Here is a 26546-nt window from a genome sequence, read left to right as displayed (position 1 = left end):
GCAGCGCTCCGGTCAGGGCTCGCCGATGCCCGCGCGGGCGATGGAGAAGCCGGTGCCGGCCGCGTCGGCGATGCACGTCATGCCCGTGTCCGCGCTGGCGCACGTGAAGCCATGGGCCTTCTTCTGGCCGCCGTACTGCAGGATCGCGACGTCGCCGCTCGCCTTCTTGGGCTGGTCCTTCTTGGCCACGCACGGTTGCGTCACGTTCCCGGTCGGGTCGACCTTCGCCACGTAGCCCGAGGCACCGCCGCACGAGGCGTCGGGGGCGGGCTTCCGGTCCAGCTCCGCGATGCCGCAGGCGGCGGCGTCGGCAGAGATCGTGCACGTGATGTTGAGCGACGGCGCCGCGAACGTCTCGACGTCGGCCCCGCCGTCGGTCTCAAGCCCCTCGTTGGCGTCCGGCTCGGTCGACTGCTCGGCGGACGTCGGGTCGTTGCCCGGCGAGCCGCTCGGTGAGCCGAGGAGGTTCACCGCGAAGACGACAGCGGCGACCACGAGCAGCACGTCCAGGGCGATGAAGGCGATCCAGCCGGGGCTGAGCTTCTTGCGCTCCGGTGCGGACTCCGGCGGGTAGCCCCCGGCAGGCGTCCCGTAAGTGGGCTGGCCGTACTGGTCGTAACCCTGCGGCGCGTACTGCTGCGGGGGGTACTGGCCGCCCTGCTGCGGCGGCACGGCCTGCGGCGGCGCGGCCTGCGGCGTCGCGTAGCCCTGCTGGTACTGGTCGGGGTAGTACTGCGGCATCCCCGCGTCCCCGCTGCCCTTGTGCACGGACTGGACCACGGGGGCGCCCGGCGCGGCGGGCGCCGGGGTCACGGCCTGCGCGAACTGGTTCGCAGGCGAGATTGCGGGAGGCTTGCGGGTCGCCGCGGAAACGCGCTGCACCGGCGGCTGCTGGGCAGGCCGCTGCGCCGGCGCCTGCTGCGCCGGCGCCTGCTGGGCAGGCGTGGGCGTGGTAGCCGGGTGCTGCTTTTGCGTCGGCGCACCCGGGTCCTCGTCGGGCCAACCGCCTGGCGGCGGTGGCGGTGGCACTGTGCCGGACATCAGGCGACTCCCTCAGCTCAAATCGGTCGGTCAGGCGACCGCGGTCGATCGTACACAAAGGCGTTACTCGCTGTTACTCCTGCGTGGCATGATCGACGGGTCGTCGCAGGTAGTTCACAGACCGGACGGCAAGCCAACCGAAAAGGCGCGCCATCCGGACGCGCCGGGCGCCGATCAGCGCCCACGAGAAGACAGACGTGGAGGGCCCGTGCCCGGAGAGAACCTGACCCGCGCCGAGGCGGTCGAACGAGCCGGCGTGGTATCGGTCGAGTCGTACGAGATCGCCCTGGACCTGACCACCGGTCCGGAGACTTTCGCGTCCGCCACGACTGTGCGCTTCACCGGCACGGAGGGCGCCTCGACGTTCGTCGACCTGGTCGCGCCGTCGGTGAAGTCGGTGGTGCTGAACGGCCGCGAGCTGGACCCGGCAGCCGTGTTCGCGGACTCGCGCATCGCCCTGGACGGGCTGGCCGAGGACAACGAGCTCGTCGTCGTCGCCGACTGCGGATACACGAACACGGGCGAGGGCCTGCACCGCTTCGTCGACCCGGTGGACGGCGAGGTCTACCTCTACACCCAGTTCGAGGTGCCGGACGCGCGGCGCGTGTTCGCCTGCTTCGAGCAGCCGGACCTCAAGGCCACGTTCCAGTTCACGGTGACCGCGCCCGCCGCGTGGGAGGTAGTGAGCAACGAGCCGACGCCGGAGCCGGTCCCCGCCGGCTCGACCGGCGGCGACGACATCGCCACCTGGACGTTCGAGCCCACCGGCCGCATCTCCACGTACATCACGGCGCTCGTCGCCGGCCCGTACGCGGTGGTCCGGTCGTCACTGACGTCGTCGGACGGCCGTGAGATCCCGCTCGGCGCGTTCTGCCGCAGGTCGCTGTCCGAGCACTTCGACGCCGACTACATCTTCGAGAAGACCCGGCAGGGCTTCGAGTTCTACGAGACCACGTTCGGCGTGCCGTACCCGTTCACGAAGTACGACCAGCTCTTCGTGCCCGAGTACAACATGGGCGCCATGGAGAACGCGGGCTGCGTGACGTTCACGGAGTCGTACGTGTTCCGCTCCAAGGTCACCGAGGCCGTGCGCGAGCGCCGCGTCGTGACGATCCTGCACGAGCTGGCGCACATGTGGTTCGGCGACCTGGTCACCATGAAGTGGTGGAACGACCTGTGGCTCAACGAGTCGTTCGCGGAGTACGCCTCCACGCTGGCCACGGCCGAGGCGACGGAGTGGGAGGCGGCCTGGACCACGTTCTCCGCGATGGAGAAGTCCTGGGCCTACAAGCAGGACCAGCTGCCCTCCACGCACCCGATCGTCGCGGAGATCAAGGACCTCGAGGACGTCCAGGTCAACTTCGACGGCATCACCTACGCCAAGGGCGCGTCCGTGCTCAAGCAGCTCGTGGCCTGGGTGGGGCGTGAGGCGTTCGTCGCGGGGGTGTCCGCGTACTTCGGCAAGCACGCGTGGGGCAACACCGAGCTGCCCGACCTGCTCAGCGAGCTCGAGGCCACCAGCGGCCGCGACCTGAAGGCCTGGTCCAAGCTCTGGCTGGAGACCGCGGGCGTGAACACGCTGCGCCCGGTCATCGAGACGGACAGCCACGGTCGCATCGTGTCGTTCGTCGTCCAGCAGACGGCGCCCGCGGAGTGGCCCACGATCCGCCCGCACCGCCTCGGCATCGGCTTCTACAGCCTGTCCGACGCCGGCGAGCTCGTTCGCACCCATTTCACCGAGGTCGACATCGACGGACCCCGGACGGACGTGAAGGAGCTCGTCGAGCTCGACCGTCCGGCCCTCGTGCTGCTCAACGACGAGGACCTCGCCTACGCGAAGATCCGGCTCGACCCCGCCTCGCTGGCCGTTGCGCTCGACCACCTGGCCGACATCGCCGACCCGCTGGCCCGGTCCCTGGTGTGGGGCTCGGTCTGGGACGCGGTGCGCGACGCCGAGGTGCCGCCGTCGGAGTACGTGCGCCTCGTGCTCGGCGGCATCGCCCGCGAGACGGAGTCGACCACCCTCCGCACCACGCTGAACCAGATGGTGCTGGCGGCCAAGCAGTACGTGGCGCCGTCGGACCGGGCGGCGACGATCGCCGAGGTGGGCGACACGCTCTGGGCGCTCGTCGGCGACGCCGCCGGCGGCTCGGACACGCAGTTCCAGCTGGTGAAGTTCTTCGCGCACGTGGCATCGACGCCGGAGCACGTGGCGACCCTGTCCGGGCTGCTGGACGGCTCGGTCCGGCTCGACGGGCTGGAGATCGACACCGACCTGCGGTGGGAGCTGCTGGAGGGCCTGGTCCTCAACGGCGCCGCGGGTGACGAGGAGATCGACGCCACGCTCGCCTCCGACGACACGGCGACGGGCCGCCAGTCCGCTGCCCGTGCCCGGGCGGCGAAGCCGACGGTCGAGGGCAAGCTGGCCGCGCTGTCCACCGTGGTGGACGCCGACGTGCCGAACGCGATCATCCGGAACACCGGTCTCGGGTTCGTGCACGTGAACGACCCGGCCGCCCTGGCCGGCGTCGTGCAGCCGTACCTGGACGCCGTGCTGAAGGTGTGGAACGAGCGGACGTACCACATCGCCGAGGAGATCATCGAGGGCTTCTACCCCGCGCCGCTGGCGTCTGCGGAGCTGCGCGACGCGACGGTCGCCTGGCTGGAGTCGAACGCCGACGCCGCTCCGGCGCTGCGGCGCCTGGTCGTCGAGGCGCTGGCGGGTACGGAGCGAGCCCTGAAGGCCCAGGCAGCAGACGCCTGACCCTCCTCTTTGTTGTGGGCGCGATCGTTGCGCCTAAAACGGGCACGTAGACGCAACGATCACGCCCACAACAAAGTGGTGCTCGCCCGGTCGGCACGAGACCGGGCGAGCACGGGTTACCAGATGCGGACGCGGTCCTCCCGGGGGAGGTACAGGGCGTCGCCCGGCTGGACGTTGTACGTCGCGTAGAACTCGTCCACGTTGCGCACCACGCCGTTGCAGCGGAACTCGTTGGGCGAGTGCGGGTCAGTCGCGAGGCGGCGGAGCACCTCCTCGTCACGGCCCTTGGACTGCCACACCTGCGCCCAGCCGAGGAAGATCCGCTCCATGGCGGTGAGCCCGTCCACGACTGGCGCCTCGTCCAGGGGCTTGCCGAGCGCGATCCGGTACGCCTTGATCGCGATCGACAGCCCGCCGAGGTCGCCGATGTTCTCGCCGATCGTCAGGCTGCCGTTGACGTGCGCCTCGGCAGCCTCGGCTGCCTCGCCGGCCTCACCCTTTCCGTCGCCGACGGCGGCCGCCGTGAGCTGCGCCGGGCGGAACTGGTCGTACTGCGCGATCAGCGCGCTCGTGCGCTTCTCGAACTCGGTGCGGTCGGCGTCGGTCCACCAGTCCTCGAGGCGGCCGTCGCCGTCGTACTTGGAGCCCTGGTCGTCGAACCCGTGGCCGATCTCGTGCCCGATGACGCCGCCGATCCCGCCGAAGTTCACCGCGTCGTCGGCCTCGGGGTCGAAGAACGGGGGCTGCAGGATCGCCGCGGGGAACACGATCTCGTTCATGCCCGGGTTGTAGTAGGCGTTCACGGTCTGCGGCGTCATGAACCACTCGTCGCGGTCCAGGGGCCTGCCGATCTTCGCGAGCTCGTAGTCCTGGTCGAACGCGTTGGACCGCCGGACGTTGCCCACCAGATCGGTGGCGTCGACCTCCAGGCCGGAGTAGTCGCGCCACTTGACCGGGTAGCCCACCTTGGGTGTGAACTTCTCCAGCTTGGCGAGGGCCTTCGCCTTGGTCTCGTCGGTCATCCAGTCGAGACCCTGGATCGACTCGCGGTACGCCACCACGAGGGCGTCCACGAGACGGTCCATCTTGGCCTTGTTCGCCGGCGGGAAGTGCCGCGCCACGTACTCCGCGCCCACACCCTCGCCGAGCGCGCCCTCAACGAGGGCCACGCCGCGCTTCCAGCGCTCGCGGACCTCCTGCGCGCCGGTCAGGGCGCGGCCGTAGAAGTCGAAGTTGGCCTCGACGATCGTGTCGGTGAGGTACGGCGCGCGGGCGCTGACCACGTGGTACGTCATCCAGAGCTGCCAGTCGAGCAGCGACAGCTCGCTCCACAGGGCGGCGAAGCCGGTCGCGAATTCGGGCTCGCGCACCACGAGCTGGTCGAACGCGCCGTCCGGCACGCCCAGCGCCTCTGCCCAGGCGGCCCAGTCGAAGCCGGGCGCGGACTCGACGAGGTCGGCGAGCGTCATCGGGTTGTAGGTGAGCGTGGCGTCCCGGTCGCGCACCACGTCCCAGTGGTGGCCGGCGAGCCGCTTCTCGAGCTCGTAGACGCGCCGGGCGGCGTCGTCGGACGAGATGCCCCAGGTGTCCTGGACACCCCCGAAGCCCAGCATCGTGGCCACGTGCGGCACGTACTTCTTGCGCAGCGGGGCGTACTGCTCCTCGCGGTAGTAAGCCTCGTCCGGCAGGCCGAGCCCGGACTGCCGCAGGTAGACGACGTACTTCTCCGGGTCGGTCGCGTCGTTGTCCACCCAGAACCGGACGCCGGCGGTGCCGCCCGTGCGTTGCAGCGTGCCCAGCGCGCGGGTCAGGTCCGCCATGTTCTTGGCGTCCCGGATCAGCGCGAAGTCCTCGTCCAGGGGCGTCGTGCCGAGCTCGGCGATGCGCTCCGTGTCCATGAAGCTCGCGTACAGGTCGCCGATCTTGGAACCGGTCGGCGCGTCCTGGATGATCTCCCGGACGTGCACCTCTGCCTTGTCGTAGAGGTCTCGGAACGCTCCGTCCATGGCGCGGTCGGCGGGGATCTCGTGTGTGTCGATCCACCGCCCGTTGACGTGGCGGTACAGGTCGTCCTGGGGGCGGGTTGCGGGGTCGAGCGCGTCGAGGTCGATCCCCGACGTGAGCCTCGTGGCGTCGGTGGTCATTGCGCCAGCGTACGCAAGGTCGCCCTCCGCATGGGGGAAGATATAGCCATGCGTCTCCACATCGCCGCCGACCACGCCGGGTACGACCTCAAGCAGCACCTGGTGCAGTTCCTCACTACCAAAGGGCACGAGGTGATCGACCACGGGGCCCACGAGCTCGACCCACTGGACGACTACCCCGCGTTCTGCATCTCCGCCGGCGAGGCCGTCGTGTCCGAGCCGGGCTCGCTCGGCATCGTGATCGGCGGATCCGGCAACGGGGAGCAGATCGCCGCGAACAAGGTCGCCGGGGTCCGGGCTGTGCTCGCCTGGTCGCTGGAGACGGCCAAGCTGGGCCGCCAGCACAACGACGCGAACGTGATCGCCGTGGGCGGTCGCATGCACTCCCTGGAGGACTCCACGTCGTTCGTCGAGGCCTTCATCGCCGAGTCGTTCAGCGGCGACGAGCGGCACCAGCGCCGCATCGACCAGCTCGCCGACTACGAGTCCAAGCGTGCCTGAGCGTGCCTGAGGGGCACACCGTCCACCGCCTCGCGCGGACGTTCGCCTCGCTGTTCGCCGGGCCGGCCCTGCGGGTGAGCAGCCCGCAGGGGCGGTTCGCCGACGGCGCCGCCGTGCTCGACGGCCGGCGTCTCGTGGCGAGCCAGGCGTGGGGCAAGCAGCTCTTCCTGGGGTTCGAGGGCGACCTGTGGCTCCGCACGCACCTCGGGCTCTACGGCGCGTGGACGTTCGCGGGCGCCCCGGACGCACCGGAGGTCGTGCACGCGATCGGCGCCCCCCGCAAGCGCATCGGCGAGCGGGAGACGACGGTTGTCCCCTCGGTCGTCGACCCGACCACCGAAGGCTCGACCGGTGGATGGCTGGTGCCCAGCCCACGCGGGCAGGTGCGCGTGCGGCTGCTCGGCGACCACGCCGTCGCCGACCTCACCGGCCCCACGGCCTGCGAGGTGATCACGGCCGAGGAGAAGACGGCGGTCGAGGCCCGGCTGGGCCCCGACCCCATCCGGGACGACGCCGACGCCGACGTCTTCGTGGCCCGAGTAGGCCGGTCGCGCGTGACGATCGGGCAGCAGCTCATGGACCAGGCGGTCGTCGCGGGCGTCGGGAACATCTACCGTGCCGAGGCGCTGTTCCGGGCCGGCGTCGACCCGCTGCGGCCCGGGCGCGACGTGCCCGCCGTAGCGGTCCGCGCGATCTGGGACGACCTCGTTGTCCTCATGCGCGACGGCGCCGACCGCGGCGCGATCGTCACGACGCGGCCGGAGGATCGCGTGCCCGACGGCGGAGCGGCCGGACCGGGCCGGACCCGGCAGAACACCGACGGGACGCCGGGCGCCGTGCCCTCCGACGAGGCCTTCTACGTGTACCACCGCGACGGGCTGCCGTGCCGGCGGTGCGGGGCGCCGGTGCTGGCCAAGGAGCTGGCGGGGCGCAACCTGTTCTGGTGCGGGGTCTGTCAGGTCTGACCGCTCAGAACACCCACGAGGAGCCCGGCGCGACCGGCCAGCCGAACGCCGTGCTCGCGCGGGCCAGCACGCCCGTGCGCTGTCCGGGACGGGGGTGCTCGGTGACGAGCCCCGCGGCGGCCAGCGCCGCGAGCGACTTGCCGCCGAGGTAGGCGGCGCCCAGGGCACGCACGTCGAGCGTCAGCTCGGGGGCCTCGAACTCCGGGTCGACCAGCTCCACCGACGCCGCCGCGAAGGCCTCGGCCTGCAGGCGGTAGACCCCGGCGTTGGCGGGCAGCCGGGAGTCGGTCACGGCGAGCGTGACGTCGACGTCGGCCGCGTACTGGCGCCCGGCGAGCGCCCCGGCGACGTCGACCAGCCGGACCCACACGTTGTCCGGGGTGCGCGGACTGGCGCCGCGCAGGTTCACGAGAAGCTGGGTGATGGCGTCGTCCACGGGCAGGACGAACGGGCTGACCTCGGTAGTCAGGTCGAGGTCGAGCAGCACGCCCCACAGCGCGCGGGCCGCGGCGGCGTCGAGCGCGACGACCTCGCCGGCGCTGACCTGCCCGCGTGGCCCGGTGGGCTCCCAGCTCATGGTGCGGCGGAACGTCACGTAGCCGCGGGGCTCGCTGTCGAGCTCGACGATCATGATCCGCCGGGACTCGCGACCATCACGGTGCGCCGGGTGATCGTCCCAGAAGGCTGCCTGGAGCTCCTCGGTCTCGCGCGTGACCCAGCCCGGCCGGTTGATCCCGTCTACCCCCATCGGGGCGGCGCCGGCCGCCCGGTGGAGGCGGTCGACGAGCCCACCGTGCTTCTCGCGGGTGGCGACCTCGACCCGGACCGTGTGCTGCTCGGCGCCCGGCACGTCATGCAGGGCCGCGCCGCGCGGGATGTTCAGGCGCAGGTCGTCGGCCGCGTGGCCGTAGCCGAACCGGCCGTAGATCGGGGCCTCGGCGGCGAACAGGGCGCTGAGCGCCTCGCCCCGCTCGGCGCAGCGCGCCAGGTGCAGGCTCATCATCGCCGTCAGCAGGCCGCGGCGGCGGTGCTGCGGATGCACGCCAACCCAGGTCAGGCCGGCCGTCGGCAATTCGGCTCCAGGCACGGGGAAGTGCCCGAACGGGTACGACGCGTGCAGCGCCACCAGGCCGTCGAAGCCCTCGGCCTCGATACCTATCGCGCGTTCCCAGGTCAGCGGCGACGGGGTGGCGTCGATGTCGTCTTGGGCGATGGCCGAGGGGAATGCCCACGTGTCCAGCTCGGTCACGAGGCGCTGGTCGTCAGGGGTCAGCGTGCGCCAGCGGTACCCCGCTGGCAGGGCGATCTGCGGAAGGACCATGCATCGATCGTCGCACCACAGGCAAATGAAATCAGACAGGCTCAGCAGGGGTCGCGTCTACGATCGCAACCGTGAACCGCTTGCCGAGCCGACCTCAGCTCACCGACGTCGAGGAGTACGCCGCCGCGGTGCTCGACGTCGTCCGGCGCATCCCCTCGGGTCGCGCCATGACCTACGGGCTGATCGCCGAGATCGTCGGCGAGCGGCTCGGCCGGGGCGGGCCGCGCCAGGTGGGGAGCGTCATGGCCGGGTCGGGGGACCGGTACGCCCACCTCGTCCCGGACGACGGCGGGGATCCGGACGACGGCGGGGATCCGGAGGGCGCCGGTCCCAAGGGCGCGGGTCCGGAGGACGCGGACGGCGAACGCGTCCCGTGGTGGCGGGTCGTCAACGCGGCCGGGTCCCCGCCGAAGCAGTACCTGACCGAGGCACTGGACGCGCTGCGTGCCGAGGGCTGCCCGCTGTCCCGCGACGGCCGCCGCGTCAACCTGCGGCGCGCGGTCTGGTTCCCGGAAGATGACGCGGAGCTGGCCCACGACGTCGCGCCGGAGGGCCGCACCACGGTCGTGCCCTGACCCCGGCGTCGTCAGACCTTCTTCGGTGCCACCCGGGAGAGCAGCGCGCCCGTCGTCGAGCGGACGCGGCCGCCGAGCGAGCTGTCCTGCGACGCGGCCAGCAGCGCCAGCATCGAGGCCGGGTCGCCCTGGACGAGCATGGTCGTGATCGCCGTGCTCTCCCAGGCCGGCAGCTCGCGGCGGATCTTGTCGACCGGTCCGACCAGCGCGATCTCCTCCACGAGCTGCGTCGGGACGGCCGCGGCCGCCTCCTCCTTGCGCCCGGCGAGGTACAGCTCCTGCACCTTGTCGAGCGGCTCCTGGTAGCCGAGCCGGTCGAGCGACTGCTTGTGGAAGTTCGCCTCCTTGGCGCCCATCCCGCCCGCGTACAGGGCGATGTGGGGGCGGATGACGTCGGCGGCGGCCTCGACGTCGTCCCGCACGACGACGGGGACCGTGGCGCACACCTCGAACCGGTCGGCCGGCGAACGCTCCTCGGAGCGGACGTCGAAGCCCTCGGTGAGCAGCGCGCGGAACTCGTCGTCCATCCGCGGCGCGTAGAAGCCGGCCATCCAGCCGTCCGCGATCTCGGCGGCCAGCGCCACGTTCTTGGGGCCCTGCGCGGCCAGCACGATGGGGATCTCGGGGCGGAACGGGTGCACCGTCGGCTTGAGCGCCTTGCCCAGCCCCGTCGCCCCGGGCGCGTCTGCGGGCAGGGGGAGCTGGTAGAACGACCCGTCGTGGGTCACCGGCGCCTCGCGGCGCATGACCTGCCGCACGATGTCGACGTACTCGCGCGTCCGGGCCAATGGCCGCTTGTACGGCTGGCCGTACCAACCCTCGACGACCTGCGGGCCGGAGGCGCCGAGCCCGAGCACGAACCGGCCCTTGGACAGGTGGTCCATCGTCAGGGCCTGCATGGCGGTCGCGGTCGGCGTGCGGGCCGACAGCTGGGCTATGCCCGTGCCCAGCCGCACGTTCCTGGTGCGGGAGCCCCACCAGGCGAGCGGGGAGAAGGCGTCGGATCCGTAGGCCTCGGCGGTCCAGACGGAGTCGAGGCCGAGCCTGTCGGCGGCCACGATGAACTGCTGGATCCCCTTCGGGGGCCTGCGGGACCAGTAACCGGTCTGGAATCCGATGCGCATGAGGGTCACCTCGCCGTGAGAAGCCTTACCTGGGACGGCGCGTCCCAGGTACTGCCCACACCCTATCGGTCTCCTGCATTCCGCCGACAACGTGGCCGGATACCGCTAGCGTGGCGGCTCGTGGCCATCCTTGCGCGCTCGATGCCGGCCGACCGGTACTTCCGCCTCTACTGCCGCGTCGCGGCGTTCCTGTTCGCGGGGTTCACCGTGTACCCCGTGATCACCAAGCTGGCGGAGCACCGGCTGGCGCACGACTGGGCACACAGTGCCCTGCACCTGCTCTTCTGCCTGCTCGCCGCCTACGCCGGGTGGGCGGCTCGGGATGCTCGGGCCGCACGCCTCTTCACTGGCGCGGTCGCGGTCATCTACGGGGTGCTGGGTGTGATCGGCTGGTTCGTCCCGGGCCTGCTGCTCGGCACTCCGGTGGCGATCCCGCTCGATCCCGTGGCCAACGTGTTCCATCTCGTGCTGGCCGTGCCTGCGCTCGTCCTCGTGACCCGCAGCGTGATCGGCAAGGTGTCCGGCAATCAGCAATCCGACCTACCGACCAACTGACAATCCGCCAGGCACCAGAGCTACGGTGGAGGCGTGGCCACCTACGACGACGTCGCCCGGCTCGCCCTTGCGCTCCCCGAGACCTCCGAGGGCACGAGCCACCGCGGCCGCGCCTGGTCCGTAGCGGGGAAGGGCTTCGTGTGGGAGCGCCCATTCAGCAAGGCCGACATCAAGCGGTTCGGCGACGAGCCCGTTCCGGCGGGCCCGATCCTCGGCGTCATGGTCGAGGACCTCGAGGAGAAGGAAGCGGTCCTGGCCGAGGTGCGACCGGGGATCTTCACCATCCCGCACTTCAACGGCTTCCCCGCGGTGCTCGTCCAGCTCGACGTCGTCGGCGACACCGACCTGCGAGAGGCGGTGGTCGACGCCTGGCTGGCAAAGGCGCCACCGGCCCTGGCGAAGCAGCACGCGGACGAACTGCGCTAAAGGTCCGCTCCGAGAACGACCTCAGGCACCGAATCCAGCTCGGATCGGTGCCTGAGGTCGTTCTCGAAGCGGACCTTCGCGCGCGGCTCAGATCACGTACTCGATGAGCTCCGACGGATCCTCGTGGCGCTCCCGCTCCGCGACCGGCGCCTTCGGCACCCGGATCCGCGCGGGAATGCCCACTGCGACAGCCCCGGCGGGGACGTCCTTCACGACGACGGCGTTGGCGCCGATCTGCGCGTCGTCGCCGATCCATACGGGGCCCAGCACCTTCGCGCCGGCCCCGACGGTCACCCGGTCGCCGAGCGTCGGGTGCCGCTTGCCCCGGTTGAGCGACCGGCCGCCCAGGGTGACCCCGTGATAGAGCATGACGTCGTCGCCCACCACCGCGGTCTCGCCGATCACGACGCCCATGCCGTGGTCGATGAACATCCGCTGCCCCAGCCGGGCGCCCGGATGGATCTCGATCCCGGTCGCCGCCCGCGCGAACTGCGAGAGCAGCCGCGCGGGCAGGCGCAGGAACGGGACCCGCCACATGCGGTGCGCCACGCGGTGCGCCCAGAGGGCGTGCACGCCCGGATAGGCGAGGGCGACCTCCAGGCGGGACCGCGCGGCCGGATCGTGGGCGCGCGCGGCGTCGAGGTCCTCCGCGAGGACCCCGAACAGCCCGCGCACCCCCGCCATCAGTCGACCAGACCCTCGAACAGCGGGGTGGACAGGTAGCGCTCGCCGAAGTCGGGGATGATCACGACGATCGTCTTGCCGGCGTTCTCCGGACGCTTCGCGACCTCGAGGGCCGCTGCGAGCGCGGCGCCGGAAGAGGTGCCGACCAGCAGGCCCTCCTCCTTCGCCGAACGGCGCGCGGTGTCGATGGCGGTGGCGAGGTTGATGTCGATGACCTCGTCGTACACCTTGGTGTCGAGGATCTCCGGCACGAAGTTGGCGCCGATGCCCTGGATCTTGTGCGGGCCGGGGGCGCCGCCGTTGAGGATGGGCGACTCCTCGGGCTCGACCGCGACGACCTTGATGTCGGGGTTCTTCGCCTTGAGCACCTGGCCCACGCCGGTGATGGTGCCGCCCGTGCCGATGCCGGACACCAGGATGTCGACGGTGCCGTCCGTGTCGGCCCAGATCTCCTCGGCGGTGGTCTCGCGGTGGATCTTCGGGTTGGCCTCGTTGGCGAACTGGCGGGCCAGGACGGCACCCGGACGCTCGGCGGCGATCTTCTCGGCCGCGGCCACGGCGCCCTTCATGCCCTCCGAGCCCGGCGTGAGCACGAGCTCGGCGCCGTACGCGCGCAGCAGTGCGCGACGCTCCTTGGACATGGTCTCCGGCATCGCCAGGACCACCTTGTAACCGCGGGCCGCGCCGACCCAGGCCAGGGCGATGCCCGTGTTGCCCGAGGTGCCCTCGACGATGGTGCCACCCTCCTTGAGCTCACCGGACGCCTCGGCGGCGTCGATGATGGACACGCCGATGCGGTCCTTCACGGAGTTGGCCGGGTTGTAGAACTCGAGCTTGCCGAGCACTGTCGCCTCGAGGCCATCGGCCAGGCGGCTGAGCTTGACGAGTGGCGTGTTGCCGATGAGCTTGGTCGCGTCTTCGTAGATGCGGGCCATTGTTCTTCCTTCGCTGTGTGGCGGGTCTGGCTGGCTGGAGTCGTGCGTGCCCGACGTCGGCGCCCGGGTCGTGCGGATGCGCGCCTCGGGTCTGGCGTGGAGCGTGTGGGGCTGGGGTCGGGGCTGGAGCGTCACGCCGGCGCCTGGGCCACGGCCGGCGAGCCGGTGTGGTCGGGCGGGGAGCGGACGCTCTACAGACAGCCTCTCGGGCAGCAGCCGGTTGCGCACATCAAGTGCGTGGCGGCCGGGCGGGGGGACATGGGGAGTGCGGAGCGCACGGTGCTCATGACGTCCTCCCTGCGTGTGGCGGACCGAGTGGCCGCGCGGCTGCGTGTTCCGTGGCGAGCAAGTGGCTCGCCTCGTGCAGATTACGCGGGCATGGACTGTGAGACAAGATCTGTCTCAGGTATCGATCATGTCGATGCTTCACGCATCGGCATGCAGAGCCAGTTCCAGCCGCGCGACGGGAAGATCGCGAGCCTGGTGCTCAGCTGATGCTTGCTCAGCTGATGCTTGCTCAGCTGATGCTTGCTCAGCTGGGGCGGGTCTCGCTGCGCATCCATTCGAGGTAGTCGGGTGCGCCGGTCAGGATCGGCAGGCTGACGATCTCAGGCACGTCGTAGGTGTGGTTGTCGCGGATGTGCTGAGCCAGGGCCTGGTACCGCTCAGTCGGCGTCTTGAGGACTACCCGCCACTCCTCCTCGACCTGGATCGCGCCCTCCCACCAGAATGTGCTCGTGATCGGGCCTTCCACCTGCGCGCACGGGGCCAGGCGGGCCTCGACGACGGCCCGGCCCAGCGCCTCGGCGTCGGCTCGTGACGAGCAGGTGGTCATGACTTGGCAGAACTCGAACGTGGCGGCGTCGTCGGTGGCCATGCCTGCCAGGCTACGGGCGCGACCGTTCAACGCCTCGGGACCAGACGGATGGAACGCATGGTTCGCTGGTACCCGTGCTTGTCGCCACAGTGCAGCTGCCGGTCGAAGCCCTCGCAGAACCCGCGGATCTGCGGAACGTCGCGGACCGCTGTGTCCGTGGGGGAGTGGACCTCCTGCTCGCGCCCGAGTTCGCGATCGGCGGTCTGCCCCACACGGAGCGGGACGCGAAGCGGCGGGCGGTCACCGTCGAGCAGCTGCAAGCGTCAGCGACGACCCTGCCGCGCGGCCTGACCGTCGTCCTCGGGTTCACCGAACGCGCCCGCGACGGTTTGTACAGCACGGCCGCCGTCATCACGGCGGGGCGGGTTGTCCACGTGGCCCGGAAGGTCTTCCCGCGGGAGCCCGGACTTAGCGCGGGAGACCTTGCACCGGTCATTCAGATCGGCGGCGTGATGGTCGGAATCCTCATCTGCGCCGACGCCACCCACCCGGAGCTGGCTGCCACCCTCGCGCGGAGTGGTGCGCAGGTCTTGCTGTGTCCGCTGAACAACGACATGAGCGAGGCCCACGCAGACCAGTGGGAGGAGCCGACGCGCACCGCGTTACGAATGCGGGCCCTCGAAGCCCGGTGCTGGGTGGTGTCCGCCGATGTTGGCGGCGTCCGGCCAGGACGTCGGGCGCTGGGTGCGACGCGGATCGTGTCGCCGACGGGTCGGACGGTCGCTGGGGCGGGAGGCCTGCTGGACTTTGTCGTTGCAGAAGTCCCGTGACGGCTCGCCAGGCCAGATTCCGCCGTTGGAGTGTGTTGCCTTTCCGGACGGAACGGCCCTACTCAGGCCGCCCCGTGAACGTCCGCACGTGCCACCAGATCACCAGCGGCACCACGAGCAGCTCGAGCACCAGCGCCCCGATGAACACCGGGTGCGGCCAGCCCGTGACCGCAATGGAGATGAGCCGCGGGATGGCGCCGAGCGACGCGACAGCGAGAATCACGCGCGTCACGGCCGCGCGTTCCTGAGGCCGGCGCAGGCTCCACCAGACGAGCAGTCCGCCGGCGAGCCAGAACACGTTGGTGAACCGGTACTCGCTGTCGACGGTGGCGTTCACCGATTGACCGGCGGGCAGCATCCCCGGCTCGCCCACGATCCCGAAGAGCCCGCTCAGCACGGGTACCGCACCGAGCACCGCTATGACCACGATCAGTGCCCGACGACCCATATGGGCAGTCTGTCACGGCCGTCCGGCCCCCCATCTGCGCAGGCGCGGCGGGCGCCGAGACCGCCACAGGATCTGGGACGACCTTGCTTCTATACGAGCGCTCTGATAGTCGTTCTCCATGACCTCGACCTCGAGCATCGGTGTGATGCTGCCGCGCGACTTGCCCGCGCACCAGGTGCTGAACTTTGCCCGGACGGCCGAGAACGTCGGGTTCGACGAGCTGTGGGTTGTGGAGGACCTCGGTTTCCGTGGCGGGTTCTCCCAGGCCGCGGCGGTGCTGGCCAGTACCGAACGCATCGGTGTGGGCATCGGGATTCTTCCCGCGGCCTCACGCAACCTCGCTTTCGCAGCGATGGAGATCGCGACGCTCGGTCAGCTCTTTCCCCGGAGAGTCGAAGTGGGGATCGGTCACGGCATGCCAGGCTGGATGCGGCAGGCCGGGTGCTGGCCGGAACGCCCGCTGACGTTCCTGAGCCAGTACACGGAAGGGGTACGCGCACTCCTTGCCGGCGGGGTACTGGACGGCATGGTCGCGGGCACTCGCCTTGAGGATGTGCGGCTGGCGCCGTCGTCGCTGCCCCAGGTGGTGCCGCCGCTCCTGCTCGGTGTCCGTGGACCGCGATCGCTCGCGGCGTCAGGGCAGGTAGCGGACGGAACGGTGCTGGCCGAGCCGGTCACGCCCGAGTACGTGGTCGCGGCGCGCGAGCAGATCGCCGCCCAAGGCGCGCATCGCGTCGTGGCGTACAACCTCGCTGCCGTCCATCAGGACCCGAACGTCGCCATCGCCACCGCGCGGCCGGGCCTCGAGTGGATCGGGGAACCGGACTGGGCGCCGCATCTGGAGCCGCTGCCGTTCGCGGCAGAGTTCGCGGCGCTGCGTGCCGACTGCGCCACTCGGCAGGAGTTCGTCGAGCGCCTGCCCTCGCACTGGGTACAGCAGCTCGCGCTTGCCGGAACGCCCGACCAGGTCCGCGCACGGATCGACGACCTGGCCGCCGCGGGAGTGACGTCGAACGTGCTCATACCAGCCGGCCCCGACGCGCTGGCCGCGCTGAAACAGCTCTCGACAGTGCTGTGAACCGCCCCCGGCGCACAGACCCCGGTCGGCGCGAGCGCATCCTGGACGCGGTACTGGACCTGATCGCCCGGGACGGTTCCGCCGGGGCGACCTACCGGTCGGTGGCCGAAGCGGCCGACGTACCGATGGGGTCGATGACGTATCACTTCCCGACCCGTGATGACATGCTGCTGGCCGCATTCGGGCGGCTGGCGGAGCAGATGCAGGAACGGTTCGACCAGATCATGGCCGAGCCGCTCGAGGGCGAGGACCCCCGCGAGCGGGTCGTCCAGCTCATCGCTACTCACGGCGCCGGATACGGACGCGACATGGTGCTGTCGGCAGAGCTTTACGCCCTGGCAGTACGCGACGAACGCTACCGGGTACTCATCCAGTCCTGGATGGAACGTTCCCGTGCATCGCTGCGCCGACACTTCTCCGCCGACGCGGCACCCGTCATCGATGCCCTGCACGAGGGACTGGTGCTGCACAGCCACATCTCGACCGAGCCGTTCGACGTCGACCGCGTTCGAAGCGCCGTGTACCGCCTGATCGAGCCTGCCCCGATCCCTCCCGCCGACGTTCCTGCCCAGGAGACCCCGTGAACATGCGCCCGTCCCCGGGTCGACGCCGGACCGCGCTGTTCATCGCGTTCTTCGTCACAGGCCTGTCCATGGCGTCCTGGGTCTCGCGCACGCCCGCGATCCGGGACGCGATCGACGCGAGCACGGCCGAGATGGGCCTGGTCATCGCCGGACTGTCCGCGGGGTCGATGATCGGCATCGCCGCGGCCGGTGCGCTGGTGGCCCAGCGCGGTGCGCGGTTCGTCGTGCTGTGGGGCATGGTCGCGATCGTCGCGGGGGTCGCGACCGTCGCGGTCGGTTCGGCGGCCGGGCTCGGATGGCTCGTCGCCGCCGGGCTCGCGTTCTTCGGGTACGGGATGGGATCGGGCGAGATCGGCCAGAACGTCGAGGGCGTGGACGTGGAGGCCGCGCTCGGCAGGGTGGTCGTGCCGGGCTTGCACGGGTGCTACAGCCTCGGTGTCGCGATCGGCGGCCTGCTGGGACTGGCCGCCGGCACGGTAGGCCTGCCGGTCGTCGCCCACCTCACCGCGGTGGCGGCGCTCACGGCTGCCGCGGCGATCTTCCTCGTCAGGAACCTCGCCCCGGCGGTCGGTCGGGAACCCGGCTCGGACCTGCGGCGACGGGTCCCGATCACGCAGAGCTTCCGTGCCGCCGTCGCGGTGTGGACCGAGCCCCGCACTGCGGCGATCGGCGTGATCGTCCTCGGCATGGCGTTGGCGGAGGGCTCCGCGAACGACTGGCTGCCGCTGATCATGGTCGACGGGTTCGCGCTGTCCGCGGCGGTCGCCGCGCTGGTCTATGCGCTCTTCGGCCTGTCCATGGCGATCGGCAGGTTCTCCGGGGGCTTCTTCCTGGACCGGTTCGGACGCACTCCCGTGATGATCTCCAGTGCAGTCCTCGCCGTCGTCGGGATCGCGACGGTGTCGTTCGCCCCGGGCGCGGCGCTGGGCGCCTTCGGTGTGGTCCTGTGGGGTCTGGGCGCCGCCCTCGGGTTTCCGGTGGCACTCTCTGCCGCCGGCGACGACCCCGTGGGAGCGGCCCGCCGGGTCAGTGCGGTCGCGACTGCCGGGTACACCGCCTTCCTGGTCGGACCACCTGTGCTGGGACTGATCGGCGAGCACGTGGGCCTGCGGTCGGCGATCATCGTGGTGCTCGTCGCAGTCGCCGTCTCCACCTGCTTCGCCCGGGCGGTCGCCAGACCGACGTCGCCCGTCGAACCAGGCGACCGGATCGATGCCCCATCGGACTGAAGGCGCCTGCGTGCGGGACGCTGAAGGCGACTGGACCGCTCGATCTCGTCCAGGTGACCACGCCCGTGCCTGGGTGAGTGCGTACGGAATGACCGCCCGGTGAGGCCATCGCCGATATCGGGGCACCGCCCGGGTAGCGGCGGGAGTCGTGGGTCGAGCCGGTGCTGTTCGACGGGTTGTCGGTCGAGCCAGTGCGGTAAGAACGGTTGCGCGACATGGTGTGCTCCGGAAGTCGTCGGTACTTGAGTTCCGGGCAGCACAAGTGCGCCGCCCGGCGGAAGCCGGCGGCGCGGGCACGCGCTGGGTGTGTGCGTTCCGCGCCGCTAGCGGGCGGAACGCTGCTTGATCATTGCGTTCATGACGGCGACGACTCTACGAACCGCGTCCCGGAGGGCGCCAAGGGTTTTTTCTGCGGTGGCTTGACACGGCGGATGCGTCGATGGTCACATTGCGCGACTGTTAACGTTCACATCTGCGAGGTCCCCGTGCAAAGAAGCACACGTCCTTCCCGGCTGCCCATTCGTGCGGTTGCCGCGAGCGCCGCCGTCGCGCTGCTCGGAAGCCTGATTCCGTTCCTACCGGGGGCGGCCCTCGCAACCGCCACCGCGGCCGACGTCAACGACGGGCTGCTGTTGAAGTACGACCTCACCCAGACCTCGGGCACCACGGTGACCGACAGCTCGGGCAACGGCCGCGACGGAACGCTGGTGGGTGGTGCCACCTGGACCGGGTCGGACCTGTCCCTCGACGGCGTCGACGACCACGTCAAGCTGCCGAACAACCTGATGACCGGGCTGTCGGCGATCACTGTGTCCGCCGACGTGTACGTCGCGACCGACCAGGCAGCACCGTTCTTCATCTGGGGTCTCGGCAACACGGCGACGTCGGGCTCGGGCACCGGCTACCTCTTCGCCAGCGGCAACGCGTTCCGGGCCGGCATCACGACGACGAACTGGGCGGGGGAGAAGGTGACCGCGAAGTCACCGAGCGGCAACCTTGCCCGCGGCGTCTGGAAGACCGTCACCTACACCCAGACCGGCACCACCGGCACCCTCTACGAGGACGGCGTCCAGGTCGGCGTGAACACCGCGGTAACGGTGCTGCCGAGCCAGGTGGGCAGCGGCGTGACGACGAACAACGTGCTCGGCGAGTCCAGCTACGCCGCTGACAACAGCCTCAAGGGCAAGCTGCGCAACTTCCGGATCTATGACCGTGCGCTCACCGCAGCCGAGGTCTCGTCGATCGCTGGCACGGCCGACAACCAGTCGAAGGCCGACGCCGCAGCCGCCGCGCTGACCATCGTGCACGCCGACGACGTGCGAGGACACCTCACCCTGCCGTCGTCCGGCCTCCACGGCGCGACGGTCACCTGGGCGTCTTCCGACCCTGCCGTGGTCGCCACCGACGGCATCGTGAAGCGCCCCGCGCACGGCGCGGGGGACACCCAGGTCACCCTGACCGGGACCGCCGACGTCGGCGGCGCGACCGCCACCCGCGAGATCGTCCTGACCGTGCGCGAGCAGCCTGCCGCAGCGCCGTACGAGGGCTACGCGTTCAGCTACTTCACCGGCAACTCGATCGCCGGCGAGAAGATCTACTTCGCTGCGAGCCGCGGCAACAACGCGCTCAAGTGGGACGAGCTGAACAACGGGCAGCCGACGCTCGAGTCGACCGCCGGCACCCTCGGCCTGCGCGACCCGTTCCTGATCCGCTCGCCCGAGGGCGACCGCTTCTTCCTGATCGCCACCGACCTCTCCATCGGCCGCAACGGCAACTGGGACGTCGCGCAGCGCCAGGGCAGCAAGTACCTGGAGATCTGGGAGTCCACCGACCTGATCAACTGGTCCGAGCAGCGGCACATCAAGATCTCGCCGGACACCGCGGGCAACACCTGGGCGCCGGAGGCGTACTGGGACGAGTCGCTCCAGCAGTACGTCGTGTTCTGGGCCTCGAAGCTGTTCGCCGAGGACGACCCGAACCACACCGGGAACGCGTACAACCGGATGCTCTACGCCACGACGCGCGACTTCGTCACGTTCAGCGAGGCGAAGATCTGGCAGGACCGTGGCGAGTCGCGGATCGACTCCACGGTGATCAAGGAGAACGACACCTACTACCGCTTCACCAAGGACGAGGGCGGCGGCGGCACCGGCTGCTCGGACATCATCCAGGAGAAGTCCCCGAAGCTGACCGCCGTCGACCTGCCGGGCAACCCGTCGTGGGCGTTCATGGACGCCTGCATCGGCCGGGACGCCGGCACCTCCGCCGTCGAGGGACCGACCGTCTTCAAGGCCAACCCCGGCGACACCTCCGGCTCCCCGTACTACCTGTTCGTCGACGAGTACGGCGGCCGCGGCTACATCCCGCTCGGCACTGCCGACCTCGAGAACCCGAACTGGCAGGTGGCGCCCGCCTACGACCTGCCCGCCAGCCCACGCCACGGCACCGTCATCCCGGTCACCGCGGCCGAGCTCGCGGCGCTGCGCGAGGGCATCGTGATCCCGGAGCCCGTCACGCCGGTCGTGGCTGACGAGAACGGCCTGGTCGCCCAGTACGACCTCGACGAGGCCGCCGGCACCGTCGCGGCGGACAGCACCGGCCACGGGTACGACGGCGTCGTCAGCGGCGATGCCACCTGGGCCGACGGCGCGCTGAACCTTGGCGGCACCAACGGCCACGTGAAGCTGCCGAACAACATGATGGCCGGGCTCGACGCGATCACCGTGTCTACGAAGGTGTGGCTGGACCCGGCCCAGGCGACGCCGTACTTCATCTGGGGCCTGGGCAACACCGACGGCGGCGGCACCGGCAACGGGTACCTGTTCACGACGGGCAACAACTACCGTTCCTCGATCGCGTCCGGGAACTGGAGCACCGAGCAGACCGTGACGTCCGGTTCGGCGCTGGCTCGCGGCGCCTGGAAGACGCTCACCTACACGCTCCAGGGCGGCACGGCCACGCTCTACCTCGACGGCGTGCAGGTCGGCCAGAAGACCGGCGTCACCATCAAGCCCGGCGACATCGGCGAGGGCCGGACCGCTGCCAACTACATCGGCCGCTCCAACTACACCGCCGACAAGTACCTCAAGGGCAAGGTGCGGGACTTCCGCATCTACAACCGCGCCCTGTCGGCCGACGAGGTCCGGGAGCTCGGGGCCGACCCGACCGCCATCACCGGCGCGCAGCTCGCCAGCCTCAAGGTCCCGGCAGTCATCGATGCCGAGACCTCGACGGTGACGCTGCCGGTGAAGCCCGGCACCGACCTGACCGCGCTCGAGCCGGCCTTCCAGGTCGTGTCCACGTCGACGGTCTCGCCGGAGGTGACGGGTCCCGTCGACCTGTCGACGGCGAAGACGTTCACGGTCACCGCCCAGGACGGCGCCACCCGGGACTGGACGGTGCGTGCCGTCGAGATGCGGTCCCCGGTCCTGCCGGGCCTGTACGCCGACCCGAACATCGTGAAGTTCGGCGACTTCTACTACATCTACGCGACGACGGACGGCGTCGCCGGCTGGGGCGGCAAGGACTTCTACGTCTGGAAGTCGGCCAACCTGGCCGACTGGGAGCGCTCGGCCGAGCCGTTCCTCACCCTCGACGGCGCCAACGGCGACGTGCCGTGGGCGAGCGGGAACGCCTGGGCGCCGACCATCATCGAGCGGGGCGGGAAGTACTACTTCTACTTCTCCGGGCACAACCCGACGTACAACCGCAAGACGCTCGGCGTCGCGGTGGCCGACAGCCCCGAGGGCCCGTTCACGGCGCAGCCGACCGCGATGATCCTGAACAACGAGGCGGTGACCTCCGGCCAGGCGATCGACCCGGCGGCGTTCCAGGACCCCGAGACCGGCAAGTACTACCTGTTCTGGGGCAACGGCGGGCCGTCGAACGGGCCGGTCTACGCCGAGCTGAGCGACGACATGCTGTCGATCAAGCAGGATACGCTCGCGAGGATCGGCGGCCTGACCGGCTTCCGTGAGGGCACGTTCCTCAACTACCGCGACGGTCTCTACCACCTGACGTACTCGATCGACGACACGGGATCGGCCAACTACCGGGTCGGCTACGCCACCGCCACCAGCGTCCACGGGCCGTGGACCAACCACGGCGTCATCCTGGAGAAGGACACGACGCAGGGCATCCTCGGGACCGGGCACAGCTCGATCGTCCAGGTGCCTGGGACCGACGAGTGGTACATCGCCTACCACCGGTTCGGGATGCCCGGCGGTGACGGGACGCACCGGGAGACGACCATCGACCGGCTGTCGTTCAACGAGGACGGCACCATGAAGAAGGTGGTGCCGACGCTCACGAGCGTCGACCCGCTCGCCTACGACGGCGTCCAGCCGGAGGCCCTGCGGCCGCCGCTGACACTGGGCAGGACGGTCGTCGGCTCGACGCTCACCGGGACGCCCGGCACCTGGGACAAGGACGGGCTGACGTTCGCCTACCAGTGGCTGCGGGACGGCGCACCGGTCGCCGGCGCGACCGGCCAGACGTTCAGGCTCACGAGCGCCGACGTCGGGCACCGCATGTCGGTCCAGGTGACCGCGGCGCGTCCCGGGGCGTACCCGGGCTCGGCGGTCTCCAAGGCCACCGCCGGCGTGACGGCCAAGAGCTAGCGGCAGGGACACAGCAGCGGAGGCCCTCACGACGAGGGCCTCCGCATGTTGTTCGCCAGAAATGGTAACGTCAACATTCGCGCAAGGAAGCGTACAGGAGCGATCGAATGAGATCTCGAAGCAGCATCCGCAGGGCGGCGGGGGCCGTGGCCCTTGCCGTCGTGGCCGTCACCGGCGTCGTCGTGCCGGCGGGCGCGGACGTGCCCACCGTCCCGGAGCCGGTGACGTACTCGTCATATCCAGCCGTCGCCGACCCCGGCAACACGTCGCCGAGCTACTTCCGGCCGTTCCTGTACGACACCGACGGGCGCCACGTCCAGGCGCACGGCGGTCAGATCGTCACGGGTACCGCCGAGGAGCTCGGGGTCGACGCCGGTGAGGCCGTCGCCGTGGAGGAGGGCGGCACGACGGTCTACTACTGGTACGGCGAGGACCGGTCGAACGGCTACTACGAGAGCCCGGGGGTCTCGCTGTACACGTCGACCGACACGTACAACTGGACGAACCGCGGCGTCGTGATGCGGTCGGTCACGTCGCGGCAGGATCTCGAGTCGGAGTACTTCGACGGGATCTACGACACGGTGGCGGACGACGGCACCCCTCGCACGGAGAAGATCGACGACCTGTTCTACTACCTCAACGTCAAGAGCACGACGGCCACGGGCGAGCCGCAGCTCAACTCGATCTTCGAGCGGCCCAAGGTGCTGCACAACGCACAGACGGGCAAGTGGGTCATGTGGTGGCACTCCGACGGGAGCACCACGCCCGGCGGCAGCAACTACGCGCGCTCGCTGGCCGCCGTCGCCGTCGCCGACTCGCCGACCGGACCGTTCGAGCTCCACGGCGCGTACCGCCTCTACAACGAGACCACGTACAAGACCGCGTGCAACCAGAACAGCGCCGTGCCCGGTGGCGCGCGCGACATGACGGTGTTCCAGGACACCGACGGCACGGCGTACGTCGCGTACTCCTCGGAGGAGAACCGGAGCCTCTACATCGCCCGGCTCAACGCCGAGTACACGAACGTCGAGAAGACGTCGGCGACCGACACGGTCGGCATCCAGTACTCCGCGGACGGGCAGTACCCGCGGATCTTCGCCGACGGGACGCAGGGCGCGCCCGTCGCCGGCCAGGACTACAGCATCGTGCGCCGGTGCGGCTTGCTCGAGGCGCCCGCGCTCTTCGTCCACGACGGCAAGTACTACGCCGTCACCTCCGGCGCGACCGGCTGGCGGCCCAACGCGCAGACGTACTACACGGCCGACTCGCTCGTCGGCTCGTGGATCCGGGGCGTGCAGCCCGACGACCAGTACGAGAACGTCGCGTACGACACGATCCCGGAGGGTGGCGACGGCCTCCTCTCCTACGGCGACACGCGCCGGACGAGCTTCGGGTCCCAGTCCACGAACGTCTTCCCGCTGGACGCGGCCGAGGGCAAGTTCGTCTACATGGGCGACCGGTGGAACAGCGGCGCCGCGGACTCGACGTACGTCTGGCTGCCCCTGACCTTCGGGGAGGGCGGCCGCCTCGAGATGCGTAACCCCGCCGCGCAGGACGCGCGGTGGGCGTCCGGCTGGACGGAGGAGTACTGGGCCGACAAGGGCGCCGGGCGTTACATCTGGCGGGTCACCGACGACCGTCTCCCGGACACGGTGCGCACCAACGAGGACCTCACGCAGGCGCTGCCCAGCACTGTGGCGGTCACCGCGAACGGCGTCACCACGGACGTCCCGGTCGCGTGGAGCCCGAAGCAGCTCGGCACGGCCGGGAAGCAGACGCTCACGGGAACGCTCGCCGGCGACGACCACTTCACGCCCGGACGGACCTTCCGCCGCACCGTCGAGGTGATCGCGCACGGGGTGCACAACTTCGCGCCCACCGCCAAGGTGACGGCGTCGAGCCGCCAGGACCTCGCCGCGACGACCATCGACGGCAGCCTCGGCAAGGGCTGGGACGACTGGGTCGGCGGGGGCAAGTACCCGCTGTCGAGCACCCTCGACTACGCGTGGCCCGAACCGCGGGCACCACGTGAGATCGCGGTCCACCTCTACAAGGACGGTTCGACGGCGACCTGGCCGTCGCGGGTCGCGGTCCAGTACCAGGACGCCTCCGGTGCCTGGCGGGACTCGGGCGTGACGGCCGACGTCGTCCAGGACGCCGCCGGACCCGCGCCGGTGGTTCGCCTCGACACGTCGTCGGTCCCGCCCACGACCGCCGTCCGCGTGCGCCTGACCACCGCGACGTCGACGTGGCAGTCCGTCGCCGAGGTCGAGATCCTCGGCCTCGCCCCGGCGCCCGGTACGGAGCTGGCGAGCCTGTCCGTGGACGGCAAGCCCGTCACCCAGTTCGACCCGGCGGTATGGGATCACACGGTCCTCGCCGAGAGCCCGACGCCGCTGTTGGAGGGCGTGGCGGCCGCCGCCGACGCGACCGTCACGGTCGACCCCGCGACGGCCGAGCGCCCTTGGGCGTTCGTCGTCGTGACGGCGACGGAGGACGGCAAGCCGGTGGCCGAGCGCATCTACCGGGTCCGGGTGCTCCATCCCGACAGCGACGCCCGCCTCGCCGGGCTCGCGATCGACGGTGTGCCGGTTGCGGGTTTCGCCGCGGAAACCCTCGGCTACCGCGTCGAGACCGGGCCGTGGGGCCCCGTCCCGGACGTGACCGCCGAACCGGTCCAGGACGGCGCCACCGTGTCGGTCGACGCGGACCAGGTCTCGGCGCGCGTCACCGTCGGCTCGCCCGACGGGAGCACCACCCGCACGTACACGGTGAGGTTCACCAGCCCCGGCTGCGCCGACCCCACCGTCACCGCGCCCTGGGCGTCGGCCGCGTGGGGCACCCGCCCCGCGTCCTTCTGCCAGGGTGAGGGTGCCTCGTTCCGGATCTCCGACGCCGGCGACGGCGCCTGGACGAACAAGGACAACCTCAGCGTCGTGTACCAGCCCGACCGGCTGCCCGTGGGCGGATCGGTACAGACCTACGCCGCGGCGATGGACCGCGGGCCCAACGGTGACCCGCGCAGCGGTCTGGTCGTGCGCAACGACCTGTCGGCCGCCGGCAAGGGTGCCTCGGACGGGTACGTCACCCTCATGGCGAGCCCGTCCGGCGCGTACCTGCAGTCGGACGCGAACGGCAACGGCTACATCGACACCCAGTCGAGCACCGTCGCGGCCGCGACGTGGCCGGTGTACCTGCGGCTCGAGCGCACGACGGACACCACCATGACGGGGTATTACCGCACCGCCGCCGACAAGCCGTGGACCGTGGTGGGCACGGCGTCGCTGCAGAGTGCGGACGCCCGCCTGGACGCCGGCGTCGTCGCGACCGGCAACAACGCCCAGGGGACGTCGACGGCCACCCTGCTCGGCGCGCGGTTCTGGGACGAGCCGGATGCGGCCGACGCCGTGCACGTCGGGACCGTGGCCGAGATGGCGCCGGTCCTGCCCGGGACGGTCGGCGTCACGCTGGTGGGCGGCGGCCGGATCACCGCTCCCGTCAGCTGGGAACCGATCGATCCTCTGGCCTACGCCGAGGCCGGGACGTTCACGGTCTCCGGACCGGTCGAGGGCACCGGGCTCGTCGCCAAGGCGACGGTGACCGTCGCCCCGCGGCCCGTGTACGCCGTCGTCGGCACCGAGACCACGTTCGCGGCGGGGGGCTTTGCCCCCGGCGAGGTCGTGCGTGTCGAGCTGGTGCCTCGCGACAAGGCGGGGAAGGCGCTGGCGCCGGTCCCGGTGGGCGACGCGACCGCGTCCGACGGCGGGGTGGTGAAGCCCAGCTTTGTTCTGAGCGGCGTCCGCGTCGGCACCCACGACCTGGTCCTCCGCGGAGCCGACTCGGGCACGAAGCTCGTGCTGAAGCTCGTCCTGGTCCGTGAGGAGGACGCGCCCCAGTAGCAGCGCA

Annotated in this window: 20 protein-coding genes; 12 read left to right on the top strand and 8 right to left on the bottom strand. The window is 70.8% G+C overall.

The window, feature by feature from the left end; all coding sequences use genetic code 11:
* Positions 1-12: 12 nt before the first annotated feature.
* Positions 13-1041, bottom strand: coding sequence for a hypothetical protein (locus IE250_RS15585; RefSeq protein ID WP_189670172.1), 1029 nt, complete (start codon positions 1039-1041; stop codon positions 13-15).
* 208 nt (positions 1042-1249) lie between these two features.
* On the opposite strand from IE250_RS15585, the gene pepN reads away from it, so the two are divergent.
* Positions 1250-3805: an aminopeptidase N gene (gene pepN / locus IE250_RS15580; protein WP_189670171.1), complete on the top strand. Its 2556-nt coding sequence runs from the start codon at positions 1250-1252 to the stop codon at positions 3803-3805.
* A gap of 116 nt (positions 3806-3921) precedes the next feature.
* Here the strand turns inward: pepN and IE250_RS15575 are convergent, their stop codons facing one another.
* Positions 3922-5949, bottom strand: a complete 2028-nt coding sequence (locus tag IE250_RS15575; RefSeq protein ID WP_189670170.1) for a M13 family metallopeptidase — start codon at positions 5947-5949, stop codon at positions 3922-3924.
* A gap of 48 nt (positions 5950-5997) precedes the next feature.
* On the opposite strand from IE250_RS15575, the gene IE250_RS15570 reads away from it, so the two are divergent.
* Together IE250_RS15570 and IE250_RS15565 are read left to right on the top strand one after the other, a co-directional pair.
* The gene (locus IE250_RS15570; RefSeq protein WP_189670169.1) at positions 5998-6450 is read left to right on the top strand and encodes a ribose-5-phosphate isomerase; all 453 of its coding nucleotides are present in this window, start codon (positions 5998-6000) and stop codon (positions 6448-6450) included.
* A 2-nt stretch (positions 6451-6452) separates the two neighbouring features.
* Positions 6453-7415 (top strand): Fpg/Nei family DNA glycosylase, encoded by a 963-nt coding sequence (locus IE250_RS15565; protein WP_189670168.1) that lies wholly within the window; start codon positions 6453-6455, stop codon positions 7413-7415.
* 4 nt (positions 7416-7419) lie between these two features.
* Here the strand turns inward: IE250_RS15565 and IE250_RS15560 are convergent, their stop codons facing one another.
* Complete coding sequence (locus tag IE250_RS15560; protein WP_189670167.1) at positions 7420-8736, bottom strand: GNAT family N-acetyltransferase; 1317 nt, start codon at positions 8734-8736, stop codon at positions 7420-7422.
* Positions 8737-8807: 71 nt separating this feature from the next.
* Between IE250_RS15560 and IE250_RS15555 the strand changes: the two genes are divergently transcribed.
* On the top strand, positions 8808-9311 hold the full coding sequence (locus tag IE250_RS15555; RefSeq protein WP_373301698.1) for an MGMT family protein: 504 nt from the start codon (positions 8808-8810) through the stop codon (positions 9309-9311).
* Between the two features lie 11 nt (positions 9312-9322).
* Here the strand turns inward: IE250_RS15555 and IE250_RS15550 are convergent, their stop codons facing one another.
* Positions 9323-10435: an LLM class F420-dependent oxidoreductase gene (locus IE250_RS15550; protein ID WP_189670166.1), complete on the bottom strand. Its 1113-nt coding sequence runs from the start codon at positions 10433-10435 to the stop codon at positions 9323-9325.
* A gap of 120 nt (positions 10436-10555) precedes the next feature.
* Between IE250_RS15550 and IE250_RS15545 the strand changes: the two genes are divergently transcribed.
* Both IE250_RS15545 and IE250_RS15540 read left to right on the top strand, forming a co-directional pair.
* Positions 10556-10990: a hypothetical protein gene (locus tag IE250_RS15545; RefSeq protein WP_189670165.1), complete on the top strand. Its 435-nt coding sequence runs from the start codon at positions 10556-10558 to the stop codon at positions 10988-10990.
* 33 nt (positions 10991-11023) lie between these two features.
* Complete coding sequence (locus tag IE250_RS15540) at positions 11024-11416, top strand: MmcQ/YjbR family DNA-binding protein (RefSeq protein ID WP_189670164.1); 393 nt, start codon at positions 11024-11026, stop codon at positions 11414-11416.
* A gap of 87 nt (positions 11417-11503) precedes the next feature.
* Here IE250_RS15540 and epsC read toward each other — a convergent pair whose 3' ends face one another.
* From epsC to cutA, 3 genes are all read right to left on the bottom strand, one after another.
* The gene (gene epsC, locus IE250_RS15535; protein WP_189670163.1) at positions 11504-12100 is read right to left on the bottom strand and encodes a serine O-acetyltransferase EpsC; all 597 of its coding nucleotides are present in this window, start codon (positions 12098-12100) and stop codon (positions 11504-11506) included.
* A complete protein-coding gene (gene cysK / locus IE250_RS15530; protein ID WP_189670162.1) occupies positions 12100-13035 on the bottom strand; it encodes a cysteine synthase A in 936 nt (311 codons plus the stop codon). The genes epsC and cysK overlap by 1 nt, the downstream gene beginning before the upstream one ends.
* Before the next feature lie 532 nt (positions 13036-13567).
* Positions 13568-13912: a divalent-cation tolerance protein CutA gene (cutA, locus tag IE250_RS15525; protein WP_189670161.1), complete on the bottom strand. Its 345-nt coding sequence runs from the start codon at positions 13910-13912 to the stop codon at positions 13568-13570.
* Between the two features lie 74 nt (positions 13913-13986).
* On the opposite strand from cutA, the gene IE250_RS15520 reads away from it, so the two are divergent.
* Positions 13987-14682, top strand: coding sequence for a carbon-nitrogen hydrolase family protein (locus tag IE250_RS15520; RefSeq protein WP_189670160.1), 696 nt, complete (start codon positions 13987-13989; stop codon positions 14680-14682).
* A 58-nt stretch (positions 14683-14740) separates the two neighbouring features.
* Here IE250_RS15520 and IE250_RS15515 read toward each other — a convergent pair whose 3' ends face one another.
* Positions 14741-15130, bottom strand: a complete 390-nt coding sequence (locus IE250_RS15515; protein ID WP_189670159.1) for a DUF4345 domain-containing protein — start codon at positions 15128-15130, stop codon at positions 14741-14743.
* A gap of 118 nt (positions 15131-15248) precedes the next feature.
* Between IE250_RS15515 and IE250_RS15510 the strand changes: the two genes are divergently transcribed.
* From IE250_RS15510 to IE250_RS15490, 5 genes are all read left to right on the top strand, one after another.
* Positions 15249-16208 (top strand): LLM class flavin-dependent oxidoreductase, encoded by a 960-nt coding sequence (locus tag IE250_RS15510; RefSeq protein ID WP_189670158.1) that lies wholly within the window; start codon positions 15249-15251, stop codon positions 16206-16208.
* Entirely contained in the window at positions 16205-16792 is a 588-nt protein-coding gene (locus IE250_RS15505) for a TetR/AcrR family transcriptional regulator (protein ID WP_189670157.1), read from the top strand. Before IE250_RS15510 ends, IE250_RS15505 begins: the two co-directional genes overlap by 4 nt.
* Positions 16793-16794: 2 nt before the next feature.
* Entirely contained in the window at positions 16795-18021 is a 1227-nt protein-coding gene (locus tag IE250_RS15500; protein WP_189670331.1) for an MFS transporter, read from the top strand.
* A 485-nt stretch (positions 18022-18506) separates the two neighbouring features.
* Positions 18507-22640, top strand: a complete 4134-nt coding sequence (locus IE250_RS15495) for a family 43 glycosylhydrolase (RefSeq protein ID WP_229872492.1) — start codon at positions 18507-18509, stop codon at positions 22638-22640.
* A 107-nt stretch (positions 22641-22747) separates the two neighbouring features.
* Positions 22748-26539, top strand: coding sequence for an Ig-like domain-containing protein (locus IE250_RS15490; RefSeq protein WP_189670155.1), 3792 nt, complete (start codon positions 22748-22750; stop codon positions 26537-26539).
* The last annotated feature ends 7 nt before the right edge of the window (positions 26540-26546 follow it).

The sequence above is a fragment of the Promicromonospora soli genome (genome assembly GCF_014653785.1).
GTDB lineage: Bacteria > Actinomycetota > Actinomycetes > Actinomycetales > Cellulomonadaceae > Promicromonospora > Promicromonospora soli.
Note: the sequence above shows the minus strand (reverse complement) of the source record. Positions and strands in the feature narration are given on the sequence as shown.

What these genes read in the sequence shown, in the direction of transcription:
- IE250_RS15490 (WP_189670155.1), top strand. Translation starts at nt 22,748, where the DNA reads ATGAGATCTCGAAGCAGCATCCGCAGGGCGGCGGGGGCCGTGGCCCTT.
- cutA (WP_189670161.1), bottom strand. Translation starts at nt 13,912, where the DNA reads ATGGCCACCGACGACGCCGCCACGTTCGAGTTCTGCCAAGTCATGACC.
- IE250_RS15560 (WP_189670167.1), bottom strand. Translation starts at nt 8,736, where the DNA reads ATGGTCCTTCCGCAGATCGCCCTGCCAGCGGGGTACCGCTGGCGCACG.
- IE250_RS15515 (WP_189670159.1), bottom strand. Translation starts at nt 15,130, where the DNA reads ATGGGTCGTCGGGCACTGATCGTGGTCATAGCGGTGCTCGGTGCGGTA.
- IE250_RS15500 (WP_189670331.1), top strand. Translation starts at nt 16,795, where the DNA reads ATGCGCCCGTCCCCGGGTCGACGCCGGACCGCGCTGTTCATCGCGTTC.
- IE250_RS15570 (WP_189670169.1), top strand. Translation starts at nt 5,998, where the DNA reads ATGCGTCTCCACATCGCCGCCGACCACGCCGGGTACGACCTCAAGCAG.
- IE250_RS15585 (WP_189670172.1), bottom strand. Translation starts at nt 1,041, where the DNA reads ATGTCCGGCACAGTGCCACCGCCACCGCCGCCAGGCGGTTGGCCCGAC.
- IE250_RS15510 (WP_189670158.1), top strand. Translation starts at nt 15,249, where the DNA reads ATGACCTCGACCTCGAGCATCGGTGTGATGCTGCCGCGCGACTTGCCC.
- IE250_RS15550 (WP_189670166.1), bottom strand. Translation starts at nt 10,435, where the DNA reads ATGCGCATCGGATTCCAGACCGGTTACTGGTCCCGCAGGCCCCCGAAG.
- epsC (WP_189670163.1), bottom strand. Translation starts at nt 12,100, where the DNA reads ATGGCGGGGGTGCGCGGGCTGTTCGGGGTCCTCGCGGAGGACCTCGAC.
- IE250_RS15575 (WP_189670170.1), bottom strand. Translation starts at nt 5,949, where the DNA reads ATGACCACCGACGCCACGAGGCTCACGTCGGGGATCGACCTCGACGCG.
- cysK (WP_189670162.1), bottom strand. Translation starts at nt 13,035, where the DNA reads ATGGCCCGCATCTACGAAGACGCGACCAAGCTCATCGGCAACACGCCA.